Genomic DNA, 21,944 nt, shown 5'->3' with positions numbered 1-21,944 from the left:
TAAGTATTCGCCATAGCGGGAAGGGAGTAAGGACATTCTTACTTCCTCTGCACAGGATTGCACAATAAAAACGTAAAAGCCAAAATATCTGGGTTACTCAGTGCTATGATGGCGGTTGAATTTGAAAAACAAAGGGCAATATTATCTATGGCGCAAGCACCTGTCTCTCCTGTGGTGCTAGTCATCTTAGACGGCTGGGGCTATCGTGAAGAAACCGATGGAAATGCCATTGCCGCCGCCAAAACTCCCGTGATGGATAGCCTTTGGGCAGTCTATCCACGCACCCTCATTCATACCTCCGGTAAAGCTGTTGGGCTACCAGAGGGTCAAATGGGTAACTCAGAAGTGGGTCATCTCAACATCGGCGCAGGGCGAGTAGTTCCCCAAGAATTAGTTAGGATCTCAGACGCGGTAGAAGATAGAACGCTGCTGAGTAATCCTGCCTTAGTTCAAGTGTGCCAAGACGTTAAAGTAAAAGGCAGTAAGCTTCATTTAATTGGTCTTTGCTCCGAAGGCGGGGTACATTCTCATATAGACCACCTACTAGGTTTACTAGATTTAGCCCAAAGTCAAGGAATTACAGAAGTTTGTATCCATGTAATTACTGATGGTCGCGACACTAATCCTAAAGATGGTGTTGAGGCAGTTAAGAAGATTCAAAACCACATCGACAAGTTGGGAATCGGGCGAATTGTCACAATTAGCGGTCGTTATTATGCGATGGATCGAGATAAGCGGTGGGATCGCGTTCAACGCGCCTACGATGTGATGACGCAAGATCATCCAGAAAATCATCAATCAGCGTTAGAAGTATTACAAGATTCTTACGAGTCAGGCATTACAGATGAGTTTGTGATGCCCACTCGCATTGCTCCTGGGGCTGTAGAAGCTGGAGATGGAGTAATATTCTATAACTTCCGTCCTGACCGCTCAAGACAACTAAGCTATGCCTTTGTTGAGCCTACATTTAACGGATTTGAGCGTACTCAAATTCAACCCCTCAGCTTTGCAACGTTTACTCAGTATGATCCCAGCTTGCCAGTTTTAGTGGCTTTTGAGCCTCAAAACCTGAGTAACATTTTAGGGGAAGTAGTTGCCAAGCATAATTTAAGGCAATTTCGCACTTCAGAAACAGAGAAATACGCTCACGTTACATATTTCTTCAACGGGGGTCTTGAGCAGCCTTTCCCAGGAGAAGACCGCGAATTGGTTCCAAGTCCAATGGTGGCGACTTATGACAAAGCCCCAGCGATGTCAGCAGCAGCACTTACAGATGTTGCGATCGCGGGAATTGAAAAACGCATTTACTCCTTAGTGGTGATCAATTACGCCAACCCTGATATGGTGGGTCATACGGGCAAGATGGAACAAACAGTTACAGCAATTGAAACTGTAGACCGCTGTTTGGGAGCGTTGATCGAAAGTATCAATAAAGCTGGTGGTACAGCGATCATCATTGCTGATCACGGTAATGCTGAATATATGTGGGATGAACAGGGTAACCCTTGGACAGCCCATACAACGAATCCAGTACCCTTTATTTTAGTGGAAGGGGAAGGATTAAAAATACCTGGATATGGTACAGATGTAGTTTTAAGAAGCGATGGTCGTCTGTCAGACATTGCACCAACGATTCTGGAAATTTTAAAACTGCCACAACCGCCAGAAATGACGGGAAATTCCATGTTTATGCCAGTTAACCTAGAAGTCCGAGCTAATCGAACTCCGGTGCGACTTTCTTTATAAGAAAAGCTGCAAGCGTGTCAAAAAAATTAGCTATCAGCTAGGGAAATTAGGGTTTTGAGTTGTCAATTTATTCTGAACTCTAACAATCACAAAACTGATAGTTTTTCCCCTCAACAGTTAAACATAATTAACAACTAACCATGACCCTTGTTAACATCATCCAAACTATCTGGGTAATATCCGCATTAGGTTTAAGTATTTTAGTTTTACTACACAGTCCCAAAGGAGATGGAATCGGTGGTATTGGTGGACAAGCGCAGTTATTTACTAGCGCCAAAAGTGCTGAAACCGCTCTTAATCGTATTACATGGACTTTCTGCGTGGTTTTTCTTGGTTTAACTGTAGTTTTAAGTGCAGGTTGGTTAAATCGCTAGGTAAATTAAAAACAAGGTGTAAAAAGGTAAAGGTAAGGCGGTTATTATCCCAGATTTTTCTTTTACCTTTTTACTGGTTATTTAATAATTTTTGGCAGCGACGATTACTGTTAGCATGGGGCTTAAGTATTTGCTCATGCTTATTCGTTATTTTTACAAATATTGATTTTGCCAGTGCTAGTTTAGATAACAACCCTGCTTTACCAAGTTTAAAAGCTCATCCTTTACCTACTCAACTGGCAAAATGGCAGGATGTTAATAATTTTGGGGATTATTTTTCTGAAATTAAGCCGACTAAATTGGGATATTTAGTTTGGTCGGAATTTCCTGTTAAGGTTTATATTGAAAGACCAACCGAAACCGACAATACATCTGCAAGTTTGCGACGTTTTGAGCAATGGGTTGAAGCTGCATTAAAAGCTGTGCAAGAATGGAATAATTATTTACCTTTGGTAGTAGTAGAGCAGCGTGAAAATGCGGATATAATCTTTTTGCGATCGCGCCCTCCCTTAAAACCTTCTATTAACCCCAATACAGGTGAGTTACAACTACCTCGCGCTCGATCTGCTCAAACCAATTATGAGTTTTATCTTAAAAAATCAGTATCTAATTCTCCTGTGCTATCGCACAAATTTACTATTCTCATTAGTCCAGATCCAGCATTAGCACAAATTCAATCTGCGGCTTGCCATGAATTAGGTCATGCTTTAGGAATTTGGGGGCATAGTTCCTTAGAAACAGATGTAATGTACTTTTCCCAAGTTCGTAATCCTCCCCCTATTTCCGCTAGAGATATTAATACATTGAAACGAATTTATCAGCAACCAACGCGACTGGGATGGTTTATAAAAACTAAATAAGTATTTAGTTATAGCAACCGCACTCGTCAGTTAAGCCATTAAATATTTGGCTTTGAATTACAATTTTTTTATCGCAGATGGGAGCAGATAAACGCAGATTACGCAGATGAAATACCAAGATTGGATTATTGTCCTAAGCGCCTTGTCCGTTGCTATAAATTTTGTAGGGCGGGTTTAATTGAGATTTTTGTAGGATACCTAAATCTAGGTCAACCCACCCCTACAATAAGATTTATTTGTCACCACCAGTACGGGAAAGCCCTAACAAATGAAACTAAGCTACACCTGTAGCTATTGGTTTGGGCAATTTCAACAAGTTTAAGTAGAGTTTTTCCACAGCATCAATATTGTCATCTAAGGTATAGCGTTGCTCGATGCGCTTTCTGGCATTTTCTGCTAGTATCTTTCTCCATACCTGATGGTCTCGCAGTTGAGGCAGTAAAGTTCTTAACTGTCCAGCAACGCCTTGAGTATTCAAAACTACTCCCGCCTCTTTTTCCAAAACTTCCCCATCAGCGCCAGCATCAGTAGCTACACAAGCAGCACCACAGGCCATTGCTTCGAGTAGAGATAAAGATAATCCCTCTACTAAAGACGGAAGAATAAAAACATCTGCTCCTTGGAGGATTTCAATCCGCCGATTCTCATCGGTTATAGCTCCTAGCCAAATAATTCCCTGTTCCTCACCATAAAACTGTTCTAAAGAAGGCTTTAATGGGCCATCGCCAACAATCAGTAACTTACATCCCATACCCATATCGGCTTGTTTCCAAGCCCGCAGCAACGCCTCGACATTTTTCTCTGTAGCGATGCGACCTTGGTAAACAAAAATATGTTCAGCGTTAAATTCTGCCCTGAGTTGATGAAAAACGGGAGAATTAGCGGGTGCAGGACAATATTTTTGGGCATCTACTCCATTAGGAATGACAGTTACCCTTTCTTTTTCAACACCAAGTTTTTTTAATAATTCTCGCTGCACTTGCGAAAAAATAATTACTTGGTCGTATTTGGCGAGAAAAGGCGCGTAAAGCTGGTAGCTGAGAAGTTGAGTTCCTGATTTCAGATTGCGAATTTTGCCATCAAAGGGAGTGTGGAACGTGGCAACCAGGGGTAAATTTAGTTCATCACAAATTTCTGGCAGCAGGAAGTCGAGGGGCGATAAAGTCAAGGAAGCGTGTACTAAATCAGGCTTACGCTTCTTGAGCGATCGCACTAATATTTTCCTCGCTTTTAGCGTCGGAATTGTGTAAACCTGCGATTTGTATAGAAAAGGTAAAGACACTTCACTACAACCTGGCCAAATTTCTCCCTCTTGCTCTGCAAGTGCAAAGTGAAGAAAACTAACCTGATGACCTCGCTTTGATAACGCATTGGTCACTTCTCGGCTGTAGGTGACGTTGCCACAAAATGGTGTTTTTTTTCCAAGCCAGGCGATATGCATTCAATTGTTAGCTGACATACTGGGTTTTGTACGGCAAATATACCAGGTTACGAGGCTTCCTGTAAGTGTAATTGCAGCTAAACAGAGAAAAACAACTTTTAAACCTAAAAAAGTTTCAGCTACACCTGTTAAAGCTAGGGGCAAAGTTAAAGCAATATTAATCGCGTTGTTTTGCAACCCAAACACTTTTCCCCGCATTTCTTCGGGAGTTTCTGCTTGGATAGTTGTCTGCATGGGAATAGCCAGCATTGCGCCAAAAGCTCCCATCAGTACTAATAACAGTAAAGTCAGCCATAAATGATGTGTAAATGCGGAAAGACCAATTAAGGAAGCAGCAGTTCCCATAGAACCGTATAAGCCTAGTCTGGTATGAGATGAACTCTCACCAGAATGACCCAAAATTGCTGCACCACAGCCCATACCGAGACCGCCAGCAGCCAGCAAAAAGCCAAACTGCGATGCTTTCATGCCTGGAATTACTTCTGCCATCCGTACAGCTAGTACAGTCATGGCGGCAAATACAGAGAATAAAATAATTAGCTGAATTAATGCTCCACGCACTCGTGGCTGTTTTCCCAGGTAGTCAATGCCATCTTTGAGGTCTTGGAATACATGGGGCGGTTCACCTTCAAACTCGACATTTTTTTCCCCTGTTTTCAATAACAGCATTAACAAACCTGCGAGGACGTAAGAGCCACCTACTACAAGTTCTTTACCAATTTTCCAGGGAATACCTAAATGTTGTGCTACGGTATCTGCGATCGCTAATACTGGCTCTCCTACCGCAAAACCAATAATTAACGACCCCATCATCGTTGTTGTGTATAAAGAGTTAGCTGAGAGCAAGTGTCGGCGCTCTACAATCATGGAAATTGTTGCTTGTTCTGCTGGTGCAAAAAATTGGGTGAGCGTAGAAACCAGTAAAGTAATGGCTAATAAGATATAAAATCCTACAGGCAAACCTGCCAAGTTCAAACCTGACGACAGCGACAGTAAAACAGGTACGGATAATACAAATATGCCCCTTAGCACATTAGTTGCTATTAGCACCTCTTTTTTGGGCCATCGATCTACAAACACACCAGCAACAGAACCAAACAGCACTGCTGGGATGGTGAACGCCATCATAATTGCAGATACCCAACCACTGATGGTTTGATTTTCTGATTGAAAGCGACTCGCAATGATCGCAATCATTAGCACCAGATATACTTTGTCGGCTAACTGCGAGAAGACCTGACCACTCCACAACGCTAAAAAGTTGCGGTTTTTTAGAACTGGCAGAAACCCACCTGTTCCAGGTTGGGTTTCGCCTTCCTGGGTAATATCTAATAGGCTGGCAGTAGGGTCAGAAATTTTATTTTCACTGCTGGCAGTGGCGGCACTGTCCGCATCGAGAAGATCATCAGGGTCAGTAGGTGAATTTTGGTCAAATCCTGCCGACACATTTGACTTACTATATTGTGTTTCTATTTCAGACTCAGATAGTCGCATTATGGTTTGATTAGGGTGATTTTATAACCCAATATTTACTAAAAATGTGGTCAAACAACAGAACATCGGTTAATTTTCTAACCTTAAAAATATCACTACCCTGAAAAACAGGCATCCATCAAAGTAGCTGAACGAATTGGATGACCTAGATGATACTGGGTATATTGACGTAAAATTCGCTCTACACTCTCCCAAGCTGTATCAACTGTTGGAGAGTGTGATGAGGTGAATTCTTGAGTTGGTAAAAATGTTTCTAGATAATTGAGGTCTGGGGTTGCTAGTTGCTGGAACAGGGTTAATTCAAGGGCGTTTAATTTAGAATGCAGTTTTGGCTGTGCTGGTATGGAGTTGCGAGTTTTGTCGCTAACGCTACGATCTGAAATTGTAGTATTGGTAGAATTTGATTGGCTGTTCAAGGCTAATAAACTGATAGTTCCTCCAACATCTAAACTAAAGCCAACGCGCCAGTTGGGATCTGTAAAGTTTGGTGTTAGTGGGTCTTTTGTCAAACAACAGGCATGAACTTGGGGGGCAATACCTGCCAAGGCTAGTAGGTGAAAAACACCGTGGCACAAGTAAGGTAATAGAGATACTGAGGTCTTGCTCGGGAACTGTTCTATCCGTCGCAGATGTTCATTTAACACCGCATAAAGTTCTGCTTGTGGTTGCTCACTTAATGCTTGAGACACAACAATTTCTGCTAGGTACTGACTAGCTGCTAGTTTCCCCAAGTCTTTGCTTAGTCCTGGGTAAGATTCTACAGTTTCTGCTTGGGTAATTTTATCGAGCGATCGCCCTTTAGCAATCAGTAACTCATTGACAACAAACAGCCCACTTCTGCCACCCAACTTGGAATTTTGTTTACGTGCGCCTGGTGCTACTACTCGGATTAGACCCAACTCTTGGGTTAAAATCGTCAGCAAGCGATCAGCCTCACCCAGTGGCATACCTTTGAGATTGATTCCAGTAACTTTATAAGTTCTACTCATACGCCATTAGGGGTGAGTCCTCACAAATGGTTAGGGATTTCTAGCTTTTCACTTCTTTTTCCAGATTATCGCGCTCCCTGAGCAATTCAACACCACGAGATGTGCCTAGTCTAGTTGCACCTGCAACAAGAAGATCAATTGCTTCTGAACAAGTATGAATTCCTCCCGATGCTTTAATGCCAATTTGCTGCTTAGTAATTTCAGCAAGGAAACTGACATCTTCAACAGTCGCACCTCCATAAAAACCTGTACTGGTTTTTAAATAGGCAACGCCAGCATCCATTAATATTTCTGCGGCTAGTCGTTTTTCTGCATCTGTCAGTAGGGCTGTTTCTAGGATTGCCTTGACAGTTATACCTGTGCGATCGCAAATCTCCGCTATTTCTCGGTGAAATTCCGTAGTTTTCCCAGCTTTCAACCAACCAAGGTTAATTACTACATCTAATTCTGTGGCTCCATTATCGACGGCTTCTTGGGCTTCATACAGCTTAGTTGCTGAGGTTGTTGCCCCACTCGGAAAGCCAATCACTGTACAAACTTTGGGTTTTTTGTTATAGAGAAGATTGGCAGCTTGTCGGACGTAGGCAGGATATATGCACACTGCCGCAAACTGAAATCTATCTGCATCTGCACACCATTTCTCTACTTGCTCCGGGGTAGCGGTGGGGTTGAGCAGAGCATGATCTATGAAGGGAGCAATATCAATATCTGGCAAATTTGTCGCCATTGCTTTTACTCACCACTGTTCTATTACTTAATTTTACAAAAAATCACAATACTTTAAGCTTAGTGCTTTTGGGGATCAATAGGGCAAGTGAGGAGGGAGGAGGGAGGGGGAGAAAATGGCGATCGCAGTTTTTATTCACGAATTTGATGCTTTAGCCATGTAGCACCTGTTTGATCTGTTTTCTCATTCTCCGCTCAATAACCTTAGGATCTAAACTATATTTTTTACAGGCTTGGGACATATTTAGTTCTAGTAACTTTTCTTCTCCTAGCTGCTGCTTATTATTAGGTTGAATTAAAGTTGCTCCCAAAGCCTTAATAATTTCTGTCGCTACTGCCTTAGCTAATAAAGGAGGAACAGAATTTCCTATTTGTCTAAAGCCATGCCATTTTGTTACATGAAATCTAAACCAGTCAGGATAGGAATGTAAACGTGCAGCTTCACGCACAGTAATACATCTTGGTATAAAAGGATGAATTGGTCTAGGAGATGTAAAAGCTCCTCTATTACTAGGAGTTCCGGCTCTTAATGTATTACAAACTCCATTAGGATCGAGTTTATGAAAACGGCTGATAGGTTCTGCTTTACCATGTGGAGTAGATTCAAATCTAGTCACTGATGCTAAAGTATGCTCTGTTCTTAAACTTGAGGTCAGTATGCGTAAATCATGCTGGCGTTGATAGGAATAGTCGTTATCTATAGCGCAAAGACCGCGCAATCGCCTACCATACTCGCTGGGTTTACCAAACTCTGCAAATACCCAATCTCTAGTCAATAATTCTTGGTAGTTTTCTATTGAAGGTAAGTCTTGTAGTGCATCCCACACTGTCGGGTTTAATGGCAAATTGCTTGTAGAATTAATTTTTTTCTGCTTTGCAGGTCTTGTAAGTTTATCTGGATACTTTGGTAGTTGCATATCCTGACGACATCCGATTAAAAATAATCTTTCTCTGTTTTGGGGAACTCCATATTCTGCCGCATTTAAAATTTGGTAATCTGACTTAGTTAAGTAGCCAATTTTTTGAAATTCTTCGATAATTTCTGCAATAAACTTTTTATGTTTTCCTATAGCCATACCTCGCACATTTTCCAAGACAAAATATTTTGGCTGCAATTCTCCAATTAACCGAATAAAATGAAACGCCAGCGAGTTTCTAGGATCGTCAAGCATCCGTTTTCCCATTAATGAAAATCCCTGGCAAGGAGGACCACCAAAAACAATATCAATTTCTTTATTTCCAATTGCTGGTATAATTCTAATATCTTTACCTGTGGTGGAAGCAATATCTTGGCATAATACTGACCAAAAGGGAAAGTTAAATTTGTGCGTTGCACAGTGTATTGGATCGATTTCTACAGAAGCCAAGACATCAAAGCCTGCTTGTTCAAAACCCAAAGTCATACCGCCAGCACCAGCAAACAAATCGACTCCAATAGGACGTTGGTTAGAACTTATCATAACAACAATATATTTTTAGATTCGACTCATATCAATAAACACTATATCTATTACAACTTCAAGCTGTTTGTAATTTCATATAAGCTAAATATTATTATTTAATCAAAATATACGTTTTTTTATTAAACAACAATTAACACAAATATATTAATTGTTGTTTATCGAAAAATTGATTACTAATACTTGGTGTTGATATGTTTCTAAGCTAATGTTTTACTTTTTGACTTCCTTGCTCAGGGAAAAGGGCTGAGATTTTCCACCTAAAGCTTCCACAATACTACGAGTATTAGCAACCATCATCTTGATATAAGAATCGCCCTCACTACCAGAAGTACCAATTGAATCAGAGTATAATTGCTTTGGGGCTAATTTTACCCCTGCTTCTTGGGCAACAGTTTTAATTAAAGCTGGATTAATAGTTGTTTCTGCAAAAATAGCTGATACACCTACAGATTTAACAGATTCAACTAATTTTTGGACAGTTTGGGCGCTAGGTTGTTCTTCGGTACTAATCCCAATTAAAGTACCAGCAACAGGAATACTATACGCACGGGCATAATATTGAAAAGCATCATGCGTTGTTACTAATTTGCGTTTTTCAGGAGGAATAGTCTTTATTTGTTGAATAATCCAAGTATCTAAATCCTGTAATTCACTTATTAGCTTTGCAGCATTTTGTGTAAATTTATCTTTATCCTCTGGTGATAGCTTAATTAAGGCATCACGAATTGCGTTAACCATCAGAATGACATTTTGAACATCACCCCAAACATGAGGATCGGGTACTTTTTCCCCTTTTTTCTCCAACTGTAAGGACTTTGCTACTTCTCCCACTGGTACTTTTGAACTTTTTAATCCTGCTGCATTCATCAGCTTAATTAGTCCTGGTTCCAGGTTGTAGCCGTTATAGAGAATTAAGTTTGCTTTCTCCAGCGCCACAGAGTCTGCTGGTACTGGTTCATATACGTGGGGGTCTGTTCCTGGTTTAAGGATGCCTTTTAACTGAATTTCGTTTCCCGCTACCTCATCAGTTAAGTCAGCAATGATGGTACTGGTTGCGACAACACTCGGTTTTCCTGGGTTATTACTGTTGGTATTACTTTGGGTACACGCATTCAACCCTAGTCCCAGGAGTAAGCTAACTACTAGCAATAAGCAATTGCGCTTTGGTGTTTGAATAATCATTTTTATCTATCTTCCGTATTATGTACCTTTATAGATGTTTTCATAATTCTTTCATTTTTAGACTATGCTCTATACAAGGTAGATAAAAACACCGTTATGAACACCGCCATTTTCTCACCGGATACTCATTGGACGCGCATGGTATGCGATTTAAGAAATATCCCAATGACTGCCGCTAACACCATTAAAATCAGCAATATAGGCGTACAATACCGCAATGTCGAGGCTTTGCGGGATATTAGTTGTGAAATTCAGCCAGGGCGCTTGACTGGAATTATTGGTCCGAATGGTGCAGGTAAAAGCACTTTGCTCAAAGCAATGCTGGGGTTAATTCCGGCTAGTGGTGGTCAAGTGTTATATAACGATAAACCATTAGAAGAACAGTTGGATCAGGTGGCGTATGTACCACAGCGATCGCAAATTGATTGGAGTTATCCTGCTACTGTCTGGGACGTAGTAATGATGGGGCGGGTGCGAAAAACAGGCTGGTTTCGTCGCTTTTCAAGTGTTTCTCGACGGTTAGCAGCAGAGTCGCTAGAACGAGTTGGTATGGGTGGTTATCGCGATCGCCCTATTGGACAACTTTCTGGCGGACAACAACAGCGTGTATTCTTAGCTAAAGCGTTAGTTCAACAGGCTGATATATTTTGCTTTGATGAGCCTTTTTCTGGTATTGACCAAAAAACACAAGCAATTATATTTGATATCTTCCATGAACTTGCTAACGGTGGGAAAACCGTTTTAGTCGTTAACCACGATTTAGGCGAATCTATTACGCATTTTGATGATTTAATTTTACTAAATAAAGAATTAATTGCTGCTGGTTCTCGCCCACAAGTACTTAGTCAAGAAAACTTATATCAAGCTTATGGTGGTAAAGTTATGTTCTTTTCTGGAGAAGCAGCTTAAAAGCTTTTTTAATAACCGCCAAGACGCGAAGGACGCTAAGGAAGAAACAGAAGAATGTTAGAAGCATTAATTGAACCGTTGCAGTATGGTTTCATGCAGCGATCGCTAATTATAGCCATTTTAGTTGGTTTATTGTGTGCTGTTGTCGGTAGTTATTTAATGGTGCAACGGTTAGCTTTACTAGGAGATGCGATTAGCCACTCAGTTTTACCAGGGTTAGCTGTAGCCTTTATATTAGGGTTTAATATTTTTGTTGGAGCATTTATTGCTGGTGTTTTGAGTACAATGGCGATCGCTTGGATTAGAACGCGATCGCCTATTAAAGAAGATGCTGCAATGGGCATCGTTTTTTCTGCCTTTTTTGCCCTGGGCATCACTTTAATTACTCTAATTCAAAAAGATAATAAAATAGACCTCAATCACTTTTTATTCGGCAATATTCTCAGCGTTACCGTTGATGAAGTCCGCGACACAGCCATCATCGCCGTAGTTGTATTACTGGTAGTAGTAATGCTGTATAAAGAATTGCTATTTTACACCTTTGATCCATTAGGTGCTGAAGCTGCTGGTTTACCTGTAAATTTACTAAATTTCGGGCTAATGCTGTTAATTGCCCTAACTATTGTTGCCAGTATGAAAGCTGTAGGAGTTATTTTAGTGTTATCCCTACTAATTACACCAGGAGCCACAGCATATTTATTAGTTAAACGGCTCCATCAAGTCATGTTTTTGGGTGCTGGCATTGGGATATTTTCTAGCATTACAGGTATGTATCTCAGCTATTTTTTCAACTTGCCATCGGGACCAGCTATTGTATTAGTTGTTTCAGGTTTATTTTTACTGGCTCTTTTCTTGAGTCCTAGTCATGGCATCTTCACCCACCCTCAAAATGAGCCTAAATCGTTACCTCTATTAAGGGAATTAAAACAATTAATTCGTTAAAATCATCTGTGTTCATCTGTGTGCATCTGTGGTTAATTGTCTTAAATTTAATTTGGGCTACAAGGTTTATTATTAAATAATATTTGCTATATAAATAAACAATAAAAATCCTAATAACAACCAAATAAATATAATGACACCAGCAGCTATCCAGTTTTTTGGTTTACTATTATTAGTAGCATCAGCTTGTTGACGACATTCGGCTAAAACATCTGCTGGAATCATCCTTACTAGCAACATTATCCCTAATGGTACTAAAATAAGGTCATCTAAATAGCCTAAAATTGGAATTATATCTGGGATTAAATCAATCGGACTGAAAGCATAGCCAACAACACAAACTGCTAAAATCTTGGTATACCAAGGAACCTTTGAGTGTTTACAGGCAAAGTAAATAGCAAATATTTCTCGTTTAAGCTGCTTAACTTTTTGCAGCCATTCCTGCATCATATAAATTTGTAATTTTAAAAGAAAAGCTTCAATTATATTTAAGTTAAAATTACCGCAGTCATAGTCAAAAAATTAATAAACTTCTTGCACTTGTTTCGATAATCTGTATTTGTAGTAATAACTTGAGTAGTTCAAATATAACAATTTTGAAACTAAAGTTTTACAACAAACAGACGAGAGCAAGAAGTAGGAAAACGCGGAGTTAGGTAGACACTTCTAAGACAAGGAATTTATGGGAGAATTCATCCGCGTTAATAAGATGTTGGTGTCCCCAATCACCATGAAAAAAGGCTTTTGTGCGATCGCCTTATGCACCTACAGTAGACAAAGTACGATTAGCTAAATCTTTCAACAAATCTGCCTTATCAGTACGTTCCCAAGGTAAATCTAAATCTGTGCGTCCAAAATGACCATAAGCAGCTACATCTTGATAGAAACGACCATTGCGTTCTCCGGGGAGACGACGCAAATTAAACGCTTCAATAATTCCTGCTGGACGCAACTCAAAATTATCTTTGACTAGATCAAGCAATAGCTCATCATCGATCTTGCCAGTACCAAAAGTTTCTACCAAGATACTAACTGGTCGAGCTACACCGATAGCATAACTAAGTTGAACTTCGCACTTTTGGGCTAAACCTGCTGCCACAATATTCTTAGCAACATAACGGCAAGCGTAAGCAGCACTGCGGTCTACCTTGGTGGGATCTTTACCGGAAAAAGCACCGCCACCATGACGAGAATATCCGCCATAGGTATCAACAATGATTTTACGACCAGTAAGCCCAGAATCCCCTTGAGGACCACCAATAACAAATTTACCAGTTGGATTGACTAAGAAGCGGGTTTCTTCGTCAGGCTGAATCTCAATGTCTGCAAAAACAGGTATTACTACTGTTTCCCAGAGGTCTTCTTTGATTTTGGCTTGGACTGCTACGCCATCTGTAATGTCGCCAATCGCTGCCGTGTGTTGAGTAGAAATTAGGATGGTATCAATACTAACGGGTCGTCCATCTTCATAGCTCACCGTTACTTGGGTTTTACCATCTGGACGCAGATAAGGTAACTGACCTGTTTTTCTGACTGCTGCTAGTCTACGAGCAATTCGGTGTGCCAAACTAATCGGCAAAGGCATTAGTTCAGGAGTTTCATTGCAAGCAAAACCAAACATAATACCTTGGTCGCCTGCACCAACTTTGTCAAATTTCTCGTCGCTAGACTCCTCACGAATTTCTTGAGCAGTATTTACGCCTTGGGCAATATCAGGAGATTGTTCGTCTAGGGCAATTAAAACCGCGCAACTCTGAGCAGAAAAGCCGTTATCAGCATCGGTGTAGCCAATATCAGCAATTTTTTTGCGAGCTATATCAATGAAATTAACTTGTGCATTTGAGCTAACTTCACCAGTGATCAACAACAACCCAGTGTTGACTACAACTTCAGCAGCAACCCGACTGTGAGGATCTTGGCTGAGTAGAGCGTCTAAGATCGTGTCGGAAATTTGATCGCAAATTTTGTCAGGATGACCTTCAGTTACAGACTCGGATGTAAAAAAATATTTACGAGGCAAGGATGAATCCTCCTAATAGGGTGGCACTTCTGGCAAGTGCGGATTAAATAACACAGGATCACTGTCCTGCGTTAACTTGCGATCATAGCAACATTTTTATAATTCAGGGGTCGTGGGGTATACACAGGATTATTTTAGGGAAAATGATCTTCGCCTATATATAACAGCAAAACTGTAGGCAGATACGTCTATTGAGCGAAAAAGTTAAACTAGAACATGGAAAGGCTTGCTCAATACTTGCCAACTGATCGAGTAGCGATTCTTATTAAATTGTTAGGTTGGGATTGAGTCAAGACAGCAGGGAAAGGGCATTGGCATGAATAACAGTTCTTGGAACAAAGCATCATTAGGACGGAATACGCCAATAGGTTTTAGCTTTTTGCGTCCGACCAAGCAAATGGCTTCTGTGCCAAAAGCGCCCAGAACTATTTGGCGTTTGGCAGTTAGTTGGATGATTTTGCAGGGTGTTTTCTTGGGAACCCCAGCCATTGCTAAACCAGATCAGGATGCTCTTAGCTATACTCAGTTATTGCAAAAAATCGAGGCTGGGGAAGTTAGCAAACTAGAAATTGACCCAGCAACTCAAGTTGCCAAGGTGACATTAAAACAAAAGCCAACTGAAACTGAACAGATCAGGCTGTTTGAGCAAAATCCAGAACTGATTGAAAAAATTCGTAAAAATAATGTGGATTTTGAGGTACAAACGTCCACAGATAACAGTGTGGCTTTAGGGCTTGCAGCAAATTTATTTTTTATATTTTTAGTTCTAGCCGCCGTAACGATGCTTTTCCGGCGTTCTAGTAATGCTTCTGGTCAAGCGCTTAATTTTGGGAAATCACGCGCCCGTTTTCAGATGGAAGCGAAAACAGGTGTGTTATTCGATGACGTAGCAGGAATCGCAGAAGCTAAAGAAGAACTACAAGAAGTTGTTACTTTCCTCAAACAGCCAGAACGCTTTACAGCAGTAGGAGCAAAAATTCCTAAAGGTGTGCTGTTAGTTGGACCTCCAGGTACAGGTAAAACATTACTGGCTAAAGCGATCGCAGGGGAAGCAGGTGTACCATTCTTCAGCATCTCCGGTTCGGAATTTGTGGAAATGTTCGTCGGTGTGGGTGCTTCCCGTGTGCGAGATTTATTCAAAAAAGCTAAAGAAAACGCACCTTGCTTAGTATTCATTGATGAAATAGATGCAGTAGGACGGCAACGTGGCACTGGTATTGGTGGGGGTAATGATGAGCGTGAACAAACCCTTAACCAGTTACTCACAGAAATGGACGGATTTGAAGGCAATACAGGGATTATTATCATTGCTGCTACCAACCGTCCCGATGTTTTAGACTCTGCGCTATTACGTCCAGGTAGATTTGATCGACAAGTAATGGTGGATGCACCTGATTTAAAAGGGCGCTTATCTATCCTTGAAGTCCATGCCCGTAACAAAAAGATTGATCCAGAAGTTTCTTTAGAGGCGATCGCACGTCGCACTCCAGGCTTTACAGGGGCAGACTTAGCCAACCTGCTCAACGAAGCGGCTATTCTCACAGCTAGACGGCGCAAAGATGCGGTCACAATGCTAGAAATCGACGATGCGATTGATCGCGTAGTTGCTGGTATGGAACGTACCCCACTCGTCGATAGCAAAAATAAGCGTTTGATTGCTTACCATGAAATCGGTCATGCCATTATAGGCACTCTACTCAAACATCACGATCCAGTCCAGAAAGTCACCTTGATTCCTCGTGGACAAGCACAAGGATTAACTTGGTTTACACCTGGAGAAGAGCAAGGATTAATCTCTAGAGGACAGTTATTAGCACGCATTAGTGGCGCATTAGGCGGACGTGCTGCCGAACAAATAATCTTTGGAGATGCCGAAGTAACTACAGGTGCGGGAGCAGATTTAGAATACATCTCCTCTTTAGCCAGACAGATGGTTACGCGCTTTGGAATGTCAACTTTAGGACCTGTTTCACTAGAAAACCCCAATTCTGAGGTGTTTTTAGGTAGGGATTTTATGTCACGCTCAGAATATTCTGAGGAAATTTCATCTCAAATTGATGCTCAAGTGCGGGCAATAATAGATTATTGCTACAAGGAAGCGTTGCAACTGATTAGGGAAAACCGACATCTAGTAGATCGTTTAGTAGACATTTTATTAGATAAGGAAACTATAGAGGGTGAAGAGTTCCGTAAGATAGTTACCGAGTATAATCAACGGGTGGAGAAACATTTAGCGGTGTAAGCGTTCAGCACTTCTTGTATCAGCTTCTAAAACCCGTCGCTATGACCCAAAACACTGTCTTAGCCAAAATGAGGTAGGCTGGGTTTCTTGAGGGGAACTCAGCTTATTTGAATGCAACTAGGTATTTATTGAGACTTTTGTTAAATATTTTATAAAAATTGTTTACGTTCTCTGGCATCATCCATATATGATGCCTTCAAATGAGTAACTTCCTAGCACCGCTTAACATAAGCCCTTTAATTTTTAATTAAAGTCCAGGTAGTTCTTCGCTTGTCAACTCAAATCCGAAAGATGCTTTGACAAAGACTCAATTTTAAGAGTTTCTCAACTAGAACGCTCAGACCTTGAGGAAAAATCAAAATCAAGCTAAATTGGCATTCCTATCATAAGCGCAAAAACTTTGCCTTAGATTTACCCTATTTCCACTCTTCGACATTATGCTGCAACTAGAATCTCTATCAGACAGAACTAGGATGCCCCAACTTACAAAAACTGCTGTTTTAGTTATTGGCGGTGCTGAAGATAAAGTGCATGGGCGCGAAATCCTACACACCTTTTTTGCACGTGCGGGGGCAGCAGATGCGCGAATTGCCATTTTCCCCTCTGCTTCTAGAGAACCGACAATTATAGGCGATCGCTATCGCAGCATCTTTGAGGAAATGGGCGCTAAGGTAATTAAGGTGCTAGATATACGCGAACGAGAGCAGGCTGAAGACCCCCATTTTCAAGAATTTATTCAAGAGTGTACTGGCGTATTTTTAACTGGTGGAGATCAACTAAGACTGTGTGGACTACTTGCAGATACTCCGCTCATTGAAAAAATGCGGATGCGGGTACATTCCGGTGAAATTACCTTAGCAGGAACCAGTGCTGGTGCAGCCGTGATGGGTCATCACATGATTGCAGGTGGCGGGAGTGGTGAATGTCCTAATCGTTCCTTGGTGGATATGGCAACAGGGTTAGGGATTATTCCTGAAGTGATAGTGGATCAACACTTTCATAATCGTAACCGTATGAGTAGATTGATGAGTGCGATCGCGGCTCATCCAGACCGCCTGGGTATTGGTATTGATGAAGATACCTGTGCCATGTTTGAAAAAGATGGAATTTTGCAGGTAATGGGCAAAGGCACAGTGACAATCATCGATCCAGGCAAAATGTCCCATACAAATCATGCCGCAGTTAGTGCCACTGAGCCAGTTAGCCTACATAATCTTCAGGTACATATTCTGGGTTATGGCGATCGCTATCACTTACACCAACGATGTATATTTCCCCCAGAAGCGTAACTAAAGGTTTGAGTGGGAAAATTGGCGTATTAGGCTTGTAGTTGAATTTTGACTATTTTGTAGTATTCAATTCAAAACTCAATAAACTTCTTGCTCTCAAGTAATTATTTTTCTCCTCTCCTCTCCCCTCCCTCACTGGTGATGGCTAATACCGAAAGTCCTATCACCTTTGGAGTATAATCTGGCTCGCGATCGCTGCTAATCTGGCAGTAAAAAGTTCAGAGTGAACAGTTGAGGGGCTTTTATAAGCTGGAAACTAGAAAATTGGTTCCCTTGATCGCTCAACCTTAAAATTCTTATGAAAATACTTAAAATCCAGACGTTACGCGGTCCCAATTATTGGAGTATTAGACGGAACCAACTCGTGGTTATGCGTCTCGACTTAGAGGAACTTGCCGACAAACCGTCTAATCAAATTCCTAAGTTCTATGAAGGATTAGTACAAGTATTACCCAGTCTAGAAGAACACTATTGTTCTCCTGGCTGTCGAGGTGGTTTCTTAAGCAGGGTCAAAGAAGGCACAATGATGGGACACATCATTGAACATATTGCCTTAGAACTCCAAACATTAGCCGGAATGTCAGTGGGATTCGGTCGTACCCGTGAAACCGCTACACCAGGCGTTTATCAGGTAGTAATAGAGTATTTGGATGAACAAGCTGGTCGCTACGCAGCTAGGGCAGCAGTGCGACTTTGTCAAAGCTTAGTTAATACAGGAAATTATTCCCCAGAGGAATTAGAACAAGACCTGAAGGATTTACGCGAACTCAGGGCAGATGCAGCTTTGGGTCCTAGTACAGAAACAATTGTTAAAGAAGCTGAAGCTAGGGGAATACCCTGGATGCCTCTTAACGCTCGTGCCATGATCCAATTAGGTTACGGTGTTTACCACAAGCGGCTACAGGCAACATTAAGTGATTTATCGGGAATTTTAGCTGTAGAGTTAGCTTGCGACAAAGAAGGAACTAAACAAATCCTGCGTGATGCAGGTGTGCCAGTCCCAAAAGGAACTGTAATCCATTATTTGGATGAACTTGAAGAAGCAATAGGCGACGTGGGCGGTTATCCAATTGTGATTAAACCTCTAGATGGTAATCATGGTAGAGGAATCACCATCAATATTAATACTTGGCAGGAAGCAGAAGAAGCTTATGACGCTGCCAGTGTTGCCTCAAAAACCCGCTCTGTCATAGTTGAACGCTACTATACAGGGCGAGATCATAGAGTTTTAGTAATCAACGGCAAATTAGTTGCTGTTGCCGAGCGAGTTCCTGCCCATGTTGTGGGTGATGGGAAGTCTACTATTGCAGAATTGATTGAGAAAACGAATAGCGACCCTAATCGCGGAGAAGGACACGATAACGTCCTCACCAACATTCAATTAGATCGTACTAGCTGGCAGTTGTTGGAAAAGCTTGGCTATAACTTAGAAACAATTTTACCCCCAGGTGAAATTTGTTACCTGCGGGCAACTGCCAACCTAAGTACTGGCGGTATTGCTGTAGATCGTACTGATGAAGTACACCCAGAAAATATTTGGCTGTTTTCACGAGTAGCTAAGATTATTGGGCTAGATATTGCTGGAATTGATGTAGTCACATCAGATATTTCTCAGCCTTTACATCAAACTGGCGGTGTAATTGTAGAAGTTAATGCTGCCCCTGGATTTCGGATGCACGTTTCTCCTAGTCAGGGTTTGCCCAGAAATGTTGCCGCACCTGTGCTAGATATGTTGTTTCCACCTGGTACACCCACCCGCATTCCGATTATTGCGATTACGGGTACTAATGGTAAAACTACAACTACACGCTTAATTTCCCATATTTATCGCCAAACAGGTAAAACTGTTGGTTATACCACTACAGATGGTATTTACATTAATGAGTTTTTAGTAGAAAAAGGTGATACTACCGGACCACAAAGCGCCCAAGTAATTTTACGCGACCCTACTGTAGAAGTAGCAGTGTTAGAAACTGCTCGTGGAGGTTTACTACGTTCAGGACAAGCGTTTGCTCAGTCTGATGTTGGTGTGGTATTGAATGTCGCTGCCGATCACTTGGGAATTGGTGATATTGACACTACAGAGCAATTAGCTCACCTCAAGAGTGTTGTTGCTGAAACTGTCATGCCTTCTGGTTATGCCATTCTTAATGCTGATGATCCATTGGTTTCAGCAATGGCAAAGCGGGTGAAGGCTAATATAGCTTATTTCAGCATGAACCCAGAGAATGAATTACTGAAGAAACATATACGCTCTGGTGGGTTAGCTGCTGTATATGAAAATGGCTATCTTTCAATTATGAAGGGGGATTGGACTTTTAGAATTGAACAGGCTGTTAATATACCGTTAACAATGGGTGGTAAGGCGGCATTTATGATCGCCAATGCTTTAGCGGCAAGTTTAGCTGCCTATGCCCAAGGTGTCTCAATTGATGATGTTCGTAAAGCTTTAGCTACCTTCCAAGCTTCTGTTAACCAAACACCAGGGCGGATGAATTTATTTAATCTGGGCAGTTATCATGCTTTGATAGATTATGCCCACAATCCCCATAGCTACCAGGCTTTGGGCGGTTTTGTCCGCAATTGGAATAGTGGAATGCGGATCGGTGTTGTTGGTGGTCCTGGCGATCGCCGTGATGAAGATTTTGTGATGCTTGGTAAGCTGGCAGCAGAAATCTTTGATCGCATTATTATCAAAGAAGATAACGACACTAGGGGGCGTAGTCCTGGTGAAGCTGCTGGGTTAATTACTCAAGGCATTAAGTTAGAACAGCGTAATTGCCGTTACGAATCTATTTTAGATGAGACTACAGCAATTTCTACTGCTCTAGATGAAGCGCCAGAGGGCAGTTTAGTGGTGGTTTTACCTGAAAGTATCAGCCTTGCTATTAGCTTAATTGAGGCACGCCGTCAGCAATCTTCTAATGGTTATTCGCCAGTTAACTCGTCAATTAATGTTGAACAAAGCTTAAAGCCCTAATTATTTGAATTTGGCTTGATTCAACGTAGAACCCCCTACCCGTCTACAGGGAGGGGGATACTTTTGATTTTATCGTTATTTTTTATTTAAAATATAAAATTACCCATTTATTTCATTATCTTGTTCTGAATCGGCGTTAGGATTGTTCAACTCCTTTTTAAAGCCACGTAAGGTTTTACCTAACGCGCTACCGATTTCAGGAATTTTTTTAGGTCCAAAAATTATTAAGGCTGCGATCGCAATTATCCCAACTTCCGGCAATCCTAAACCAAACATACCAAATTTCCTGAATTTATGTGCTTTCTTAACTATAGATAATTAAATCTAACTTGAGTTAAAATTTAGGCAGAAGCACTAATATTACTGGTTAATTTATTAATGTCTGCAAGAGATACATTTCATGAAGTTGTCAAGTCTGCTCTGGAAAATGAAGGGTGGATAATTACTCATGATCCGTATCATATAGATTTAGGATTTGTGGATTTTTATATTGATTTGGGTGCAGAACAATTATTAGCTGCCACTAAGGATAATGAAAAAATTGCTGTTGAAATAAAAACGTTTCTTGCACCATCGACAATATCAGAATTTCATACAGCCGTTGGACAATTCATTAACTATAGAATTGCGCTAGAAGAAGATGATCCAGAGCGAAGGCTATATCTGGCAATCCCATTAGAAATTTACAGACGCTTTTTTAAATATTCATTCATTCAAAAGGTGATTGAACGCAATCAAATTCCGCTCTTAGTCTACAACACAGAAAAACCGGAGATTGCACAATGGATCAAGTAAGTTTGTATCGTCAGTATATACAAGAATTACTCACTGAACGAGCAAGTCGCAGATCCTCAAACGATCCAATTGTTAGTGAGGTGATTTTTGATGCTGTACGCGATCGCTATCAGCTTGTCAATGTGGGTTGGAAAAACAGTAGCACTCGGATTTATGGTTGTATACTACATCTAGATATTATAGATGGCAAAATTTGGGTACAGCATGATGGGACAGAAAAGGCGATCGCCGAGCAGTTAGTAGAAAAAGGAGTATCAAAGCAGGAAATTGTGTTAGCGTATCATGCACCTCATGTGCGACAGTATACTGAATTTGCTGTAGGGTGAGCTTGAGAAGTTGATAGCGATTAGTTAATAAAATATTACTAGGTTTAATATCACGGTGAATTACAGGCGGTTGTCGCTCATGTAAATAAATCAAAATTTCCAACAGCGCGTTAGCTATTTGTTTTAAATCTAGTTGATTAATGGGATACTCTACATAAGGTAAAAA

18 protein-coding genes and 3 pseudogenes are annotated in these 21,944 nt (G+C 41.0%); 10 read left to right on the top strand and 11 right to left on the bottom strand.

The features are described from left to right. Positions 1–147: 147 nt before the first annotated feature. The 3 genes from gpmI (at position 148) to CRI9333_RS11125 (ending at position 2,980) form a co-directional block, all read left to right on the top strand. Positions 148–1,746, top strand: coding sequence for a 2,3-bisphosphoglycerate-independent phosphoglycerate mutase (gene gpmI / locus CRI9333_RS11135; protein ID WP_041226593.1), 1,599 nt, complete (start codon positions 148–150; stop codon positions 1,744–1,746). A gap of 140 nt (positions 1,747–1,886) precedes the next feature. Then, positions 1,887–2,120 carry a preprotein translocase subunit SecG gene (gene secG / locus CRI9333_RS11130; RefSeq protein ID WP_015203267.1) on the top strand — a complete coding sequence of 78 codons (234 nt, stop codon included), beginning with the start codon at positions 1,887–1,889 and terminating at the stop codon, positions 2,118–2,120. Continuing rightward, positions 2,105–2,980, top strand: coding sequence for a matrixin family metalloprotease (locus CRI9333_RS11125; protein WP_015203266.1), 876 nt, complete (start codon positions 2,105–2,107; stop codon positions 2,978–2,980). Before secG ends, CRI9333_RS11125 begins: the two co-directional genes overlap by 16 nt. Before the next feature lie 274 nt (positions 2,981–3,254). Here CRI9333_RS11125 and CRI9333_RS11120 read toward each other — a convergent pair whose 3' ends face one another. From CRI9333_RS11120 to CRI9333_RS11095, 7 genes and pseudogenes are all read right to left on the bottom strand, one after another. Further along, the gene (locus tag CRI9333_RS11120) at positions 3,255–4,421 is read right to left on the bottom strand and encodes a glycosyltransferase family 4 protein (protein WP_015203265.1); all 1,167 of its coding nucleotides are present in this window, start codon (positions 4,419–4,421) and stop codon (positions 3,255–3,257) included. After that, positions 4,422–5,915: an MFS transporter gene (locus CRI9333_RS11115; protein WP_015203264.1), complete on the bottom strand. Its 1,494-nt coding sequence runs from the start codon at positions 5,913–5,915 to the stop codon at positions 4,422–4,424. A gap of 95 nt (positions 5,916–6,010) precedes the next feature. Next, positions 6,011–6,118 (bottom strand): annotated as a pseudogene (locus CRI9333_RS28565) (DNA repair protein RecO); the annotation flags it as partial. Positions 6,119–6,436: 318 nt separating this feature from the next. Then, positions 6,437–6,862, bottom strand: a pseudogene (recO, locus tag CRI9333_RS28560) (DNA repair protein RecO); the annotation flags it as partial. Between the two features lie 82 nt (positions 6,863–6,944). Next, complete coding sequence (gene deoC / locus CRI9333_RS11105; RefSeq protein WP_015203262.1) at positions 6,945–7,631, bottom strand: deoxyribose-phosphate aldolase; 687 nt, start codon at positions 7,629–7,631, stop codon at positions 6,945–6,947. A gap of 151 nt (positions 7,632–7,782) precedes the next feature. Then, positions 7,783–9,090 carry a DNA cytosine methyltransferase gene (locus CRI9333_RS11100; RefSeq protein ID WP_015203261.1) on the bottom strand — a complete coding sequence of 436 codons (1,308 nt, stop codon included), beginning with the start codon at positions 9,088–9,090 and terminating at the stop codon, positions 7,783–7,785. 213 nt (positions 9,091–9,303) lie between these two features. Continuing rightward, a complete protein-coding gene (locus tag CRI9333_RS11095) occupies positions 9,304–10,275 on the bottom strand; it encodes a metal ABC transporter solute-binding protein, Zn/Mn family (RefSeq protein ID WP_015203260.1) in 972 nt (323 codons plus the stop codon). Between the two features lie 96 nt (positions 10,276–10,371). On the opposite strand from CRI9333_RS11095, the gene CRI9333_RS11090 reads away from it, so the two are divergent. Further along, positions 10,372–11,184 carry a metal ABC transporter ATP-binding protein gene (locus tag CRI9333_RS11090; RefSeq protein ID WP_015203259.1) on the top strand — a complete coding sequence of 271 codons (813 nt, stop codon included), beginning with the start codon at positions 10,372–10,374 and terminating at the stop codon, positions 11,182–11,184. 54 nt (positions 11,185–11,238) lie between these two features. Continuing rightward, on the top strand, positions 11,239–12,126 hold the full coding sequence (locus CRI9333_RS11085; RefSeq protein ID WP_015203258.1) for a metal ABC transporter permease: 888 nt from the start codon (positions 11,239–11,241) through the stop codon (positions 12,124–12,126). A gap of 72 nt (positions 12,127–12,198) precedes the next feature. On the opposite strand, the gene CRI9333_RS11080 is transcribed toward CRI9333_RS11085, so the two are convergent. Together CRI9333_RS11080 and metK are read right to left on the bottom strand one after the other, a co-directional pair. Continuing rightward, entirely contained in the window at positions 12,199–12,576 is a 378-nt protein-coding gene (locus tag CRI9333_RS11080; RefSeq protein WP_015203257.1) for a YkvA family protein, read from the bottom strand. 307 nt (positions 12,577–12,883) lie between these two features. Further along, positions 12,884–14,146: a methionine adenosyltransferase gene (gene metK, locus CRI9333_RS11075; RefSeq protein ID WP_015203256.1), complete on the bottom strand. Its 1,263-nt coding sequence runs from the start codon at positions 14,144–14,146 to the stop codon at positions 12,884–12,886. A gap of 316 nt (positions 14,147–14,462) precedes the next feature. On the opposite strand from metK, the gene ftsH reads away from it, so the two are divergent. From ftsH to cphA, 3 genes are all read left to right on the top strand, one after another. Further along, complete coding sequence (ftsH, locus tag CRI9333_RS11070; RefSeq protein ID WP_015203255.1) at positions 14,463–16,388, top strand: ATP-dependent zinc metalloprotease FtsH; 1,926 nt, start codon at positions 14,463–14,465, stop codon at positions 16,386–16,388. A gap of 437 nt (positions 16,389–16,825) precedes the next feature. Then, complete coding sequence (locus CRI9333_RS11065) at positions 16,826–17,677, top strand: cyanophycinase (RefSeq protein WP_015203254.1); 852 nt, start codon at positions 16,826–16,828, stop codon at positions 17,675–17,677. A 298-nt stretch (positions 17,678–17,975) separates the two neighbouring features. After that, positions 17,976–20,657, top strand: a complete 2,682-nt coding sequence (gene cphA / locus CRI9333_RS11060; protein WP_015203253.1) for a cyanophycin synthetase — start codon at positions 17,976–17,978, stop codon at positions 20,655–20,657. A 99-nt stretch (positions 20,658–20,756) separates the two neighbouring features. Here cphA and tatA read toward each other — a convergent pair whose 3' ends face one another. Further along, complete coding sequence (gene tatA, locus CRI9333_RS11055; RefSeq protein ID WP_015203252.1) at positions 20,757–20,933, bottom strand: twin-arginine translocase TatA/TatE family subunit; 177 nt, start codon at positions 20,931–20,933, stop codon at positions 20,757–20,759. A 102-nt stretch (positions 20,934–21,035) separates the two neighbouring features. Here tatA and CRI9333_RS11050 point away from each other — a divergent pair, with 102 nt between their 5' ends. Further along, positions 21,036–21,452: an element excision factor XisH family protein gene (locus CRI9333_RS11050; RefSeq protein WP_015203251.1), complete on the top strand. Its 417-nt coding sequence runs from the start codon at positions 21,036–21,038 to the stop codon at positions 21,450–21,452. Next, positions 21,440–21,778: a XisI protein gene (locus CRI9333_RS11045; protein WP_015203250.1), complete on the top strand. Its 339-nt coding sequence runs from the start codon at positions 21,440–21,442 to the stop codon at positions 21,776–21,778. Before CRI9333_RS11050 ends, CRI9333_RS11045 begins: the two co-directional genes overlap by 13 nt. 16 nt (positions 21,779–21,794) lie before the next feature. Here the strand turns inward: CRI9333_RS11045 and CRI9333_RS27370 are convergent. Continuing rightward, positions 21,795–21,902 (bottom strand): annotated as a pseudogene (locus CRI9333_RS27370) (protein kinase domain-containing protein); the annotation flags it as partial. Positions 21,903–21,944: the final 42 nt, after the last annotated feature.

Origin of the sequence: Crinalium epipsammum PCC 9333 (genome assembly GCF_000317495.1) — a bacterium.
GTDB lineage: Bacteria > Cyanobacteriota > Cyanobacteriia > Cyanobacteriales > PCC-9333 > Crinalium > Crinalium epipsammum.
This window is presented reverse-complemented; position numbering and strand designations above follow the sequence as displayed.

What these genes read in the sequence shown, in the direction of transcription:
- CRI9333_RS11095 (WP_015203260.1), bottom strand. Translation starts at nt 10,275, where the DNA reads ATGATTATTCAAACACCAAAGCGCAATTGCTTATTGCTAGTAGTTAGC.
- CRI9333_RS11085 (WP_015203258.1), top strand. Translation starts at nt 11,239, where the DNA reads ATGTTAGAAGCATTAATTGAACCGTTGCAGTATGGTTTCATGCAGCGA.
- CRI9333_RS11045 (WP_015203250.1), top strand. Translation starts at nt 21,440, where the DNA reads ATGGATCAAGTAAGTTTGTATCGTCAGTATATACAAGAATTACTCACT.
- ftsH (WP_015203255.1), top strand. Translation starts at nt 14,463, where the DNA reads ATGAATAACAGTTCTTGGAACAAAGCATCATTAGGACGGAATACGCCA.
- CRI9333_RS11120 (WP_015203265.1), bottom strand. Translation starts at nt 4,421, where the DNA reads ATGCATATCGCCTGGCTTGGAAAAAAAACACCATTTTGTGGCAACGTC.
- deoC (WP_015203262.1), bottom strand. Translation starts at nt 7,631, where the DNA reads ATGGCGACAAATTTGCCAGATATTGATATTGCTCCCTTCATAGATCAT.
- CRI9333_RS11065 (WP_015203254.1), top strand. Translation starts at nt 16,826, where the DNA reads ATGCTGCAACTAGAATCTCTATCAGACAGAACTAGGATGCCCCAACTT.
- gpmI (WP_041226593.1), top strand. Translation starts at nt 148, where the DNA reads ATGGCGCAAGCACCTGTCTCTCCTGTGGTGCTAGTCATCTTAGACGGC.
- cphA (WP_015203253.1), top strand. Translation starts at nt 17,976, where the DNA reads ATGAAAATACTTAAAATCCAGACGTTACGCGGTCCCAATTATTGGAGT.
- CRI9333_RS11090 (WP_015203259.1), top strand. Translation starts at nt 10,372, where the DNA reads ATGAACACCGCCATTTTCTCACCGGATACTCATTGGACGCGCATGGTA.
- CRI9333_RS11115 (WP_015203264.1), bottom strand. Translation starts at nt 5,915, where the DNA reads ATGCGACTATCTGAGTCTGAAATAGAAACACAATATAGTAAGTCAAAT.
- CRI9333_RS11100 (WP_015203261.1), bottom strand. Translation starts at nt 9,090, where the DNA reads ATGATAAGTTCTAACCAACGTCCTATTGGAGTCGATTTGTTTGCTGGT.
- tatA (WP_015203252.1), bottom strand. Translation starts at nt 20,933, where the DNA reads ATGTTTGGTTTAGGATTGCCGGAAGTTGGGATAATTGCGATCGCAGCC.
- secG (WP_015203267.1), top strand. Translation starts at nt 1,887, where the DNA reads ATGACCCTTGTTAACATCATCCAAACTATCTGGGTAATATCCGCATTA.
- CRI9333_RS11080 (WP_015203257.1), bottom strand. Translation starts at nt 12,576, where the DNA reads ATGATGCAGGAATGGCTGCAAAAAGTTAAGCAGCTTAAACGAGAAATA.
- CRI9333_RS11050 (WP_015203251.1), top strand. Translation starts at nt 21,036, where the DNA reads ATGTCTGCAAGAGATACATTTCATGAAGTTGTCAAGTCTGCTCTGGAA.